3 protein-coding genes are annotated in these 2446 nt (G+C 65.4%); 2 read left to right on the forward strand and 1 reads right to left on the reverse strand.

The window, feature by feature from the left end; translation table 11 throughout:
• Window positions 1-235: 235 nt before the first annotated feature.
• A complete protein-coding gene (locus ACTMTI_RS56655) occupies window positions 236-676 on the reverse strand; it encodes a YybH family protein (protein WP_441129369.1) in 441 nt (146 codons plus the stop codon).
• Between the two features lie 222 nt (window positions 677-898).
• On the opposite strand from ACTMTI_RS56655, the gene sigJ reads away from it, so the two are divergent.
• Together sigJ and ACTMTI_RS56665 are read left to right on the forward strand one after the other, a co-directional pair.
• On the forward strand, window positions 899-1825 hold the full coding sequence (gene sigJ / locus ACTMTI_RS56660; protein WP_441129370.1) for an RNA polymerase sigma factor SigJ: 927 nt from the start codon (window positions 899-901) through the stop codon (window positions 1823-1825).
• Between the two features lie 303 nt (window positions 1826-2128).
• Window positions 2129-2413 (forward strand): TrmO family methyltransferase domain-containing protein, encoded by a 285-nt coding sequence (locus ACTMTI_RS56665; RefSeq protein WP_441129371.1) that lies wholly within the window; start codon window positions 2129-2131, stop codon window positions 2411-2413.
• Window positions 2414-2446 lie beyond the last annotated feature (33 nt).

Consider the following 2446-nt stretch of genomic DNA (forward strand, 5'->3'; position numbering starts at 1 on the left):
GGCCCTCGTCGCAGGGTTTCTGCCGGCAGAGGGTAGGAGTAAACAGTAAGGCACCTCCGTGGTCCGTCCCGGCGGGGGAGAGGCTCACAGTCGGCGGCAGCACCGCTGAGAAACCAGGCCAGCGGCGCAGCGGGCAGGATCGCACATCGGAAACGTGCTTTCCGTGTGTGGGGTTGGATGAGGACGGCAGATGTCCTCATCCAACCAGCTCGCTCGGATAAACGATCAGACTCGCTCACATGTCCGGCGGGAACCAAGCTTGAAGGTTCTCCGGATTTATCGGCAGAGAGATGTGTTCGTGCGTGATCAGCCACTTGCCGCTCATCCGTCGGCAGCAAACGGTCGATCGTGCCCATATCGCGCTCTCAAGCCCGTTTGTGCGCTCCCCGGTGTCCAGGTGAAGCATGTGCGCGAAGGCGACATCTCCGCTTGTCGCAATGGTGAGGTCGTGCGTTTTCAGGCTGATGGGTCCGTCGTATCCATCGAACCACCGCACAAAGTTGCGGCGGACTTCTTCGGTTCCGATGAACTGGAGAGGGGGTACGACATCGTAGTAAACGATGTCGGAAGAATAGAGTGACATGAGTGCATCGATGTCCTTTTCCTGGCTGGCATCGACTCGACTCTCCAAGAGCGCCCTAACTTCGGAATCGTTCGAAGTCATCGCATCCTCCATTCAACAATTCTGACCGGTGAGTGGCCTTTGTGGTTTCAGTAGTCCCGACGACGCAGCCCTGCAGAATGTGAGGTGCCACGCTGGATCAGGTGGTGCGGCCGGCCTTGAGCGCGGCCGCGATGTCGACGACGCGGCGGGCCTGGTGACGTGCCGCCGCCAAGGTCACCTTGGTGGGCGCCCCAGTACCTGCAGATACGACAAGGAAGGCTGGTTGGCGACACCATGAGCATCACATCCGCGGCAGGAACCGGTTGGCTCGACCCGAGCCTGAGCGCGATCATGAGCGAGCGGCGTCAGCTGATCAATCTCGCGTACCGGCTCCTCGGCTCCCTGGCCGATGCCGAGGATGTCGTGCAGGAGACCTACACCCGCTGGTACGCCATGTCCCGTCAACAGCAGGAAGCCATCGAATCGCCGGGCGCCTGGCTGACGAGGGTCGCCAGCCGCATCTGCCTTGACCAGCTCGACTCGGCGCGGGTCAGGCGGGAGCGCTACGTGGGCGAATGGCTCCCCGAGCCGCTTCCCGACCACAGAGAGTGGACGAGCGGCGGCGTCCCGGCAGACCCCGCCGACCGCGTCACCCTCGACGAATCGGTCAGCATAGCCTTCCTCGTCGTTCTCGACTCGATGACTCCGGCCGAGCGCGTCGCGTTCGTGCTGCACGACGTCTTCCGATACCCGTTCGCCGAGGTGGCCGAGATTGTCGGTCGTACGCCGGTGGCCTGCCGCCAGCTGGCCTCCTCCGCCCGCCGCCGCATCGACGCCTCGCGGGCGCCCGCAGCACCGGCGTCCCAGCAGGCCGGCATCGTCAGGGACTTCAAGCAGGCGTGGGAAGCCAAGGACATCAACGCCCTCATCGGCCTCCTCGACCCCGACGCCACCGGAATCGCCGACGTCGGAGGCCTGGTCAGCGCCCTGCTTCACCCGATCGAGGGCAGCGAGCAGATCGCGCGCTACTTCCTCGACATTGCCGTCAGAGCATCCGGCATGACGATGACGGAGCGCATGGTCAACGGTCAGCCCGGCCTGGTTCTCCAGCTAGGCGAGGCCACCACGGCGGTGCTGGGGTTCGACATCGCAGGCGACCGGATCAAGCGCATCTGGGCCGTACGCAACCCCGACAAGCTCCGCCCGTGGACGGCCGGCTGATCATCCGCGCCGATCCTGGTTCGTCAGTAATCCAAGCCGAGCAGCGCCTGGACGGTTCGAGCTGTCCTTGGAGGCCGCACGCAACCTTCGGCCAGCCGACCTCATGTGCGAACTGCGCGCCGTGACCCTGCGCATCCGCACAGCCGGTCGGATCGGTCCTCGGCGGACGGGTCGAGGCGCTCGACGACGACTGGAACACCGAGCAGGCGCTGATCCGGCTCGACGGGACCCGTTTCGGGCCGGATGCCCTCGCCGGGCTGGACGCGTTTTCGCGTCTGGAGGGTGGTCTTCCAGTTCCATCTCGTGGATCCATCGCCGGCGGTTGCCTCCTCCCGCAGGCCCCGGGGGAACCTGGAATGGCCGGAGGCCGGCATCATCGCCCTGCGGGGCAGGAACCGCCCTAACCTGCTGGGCATCTCTTGCTGCCGCCTGCTCGCCGTGGAGGGTCTGGGCGTTCGTGTGCGCGGGCTGGACGCCAACGACGGCAGTCCGGTGCTGGACATCAAGCCCTACATGGCGGAGTTCGGGCCGCAGGGCGAGACCGTTCAGCCGGCCTGGGCGACCGAACTGATGCGCAACTACTACTGAGGACTGGCCGACAGAAATCCTGTCAGCAGGGCG

It is taken from the genome of Nonomuraea sp. H19, assembly GCF_052068215.1.
In the GTDB taxonomy this organism is placed as follows: domain Bacteria; phylum Actinomycetota; class Actinomycetes; order Streptosporangiales; family Streptosporangiaceae; genus Nonomuraea.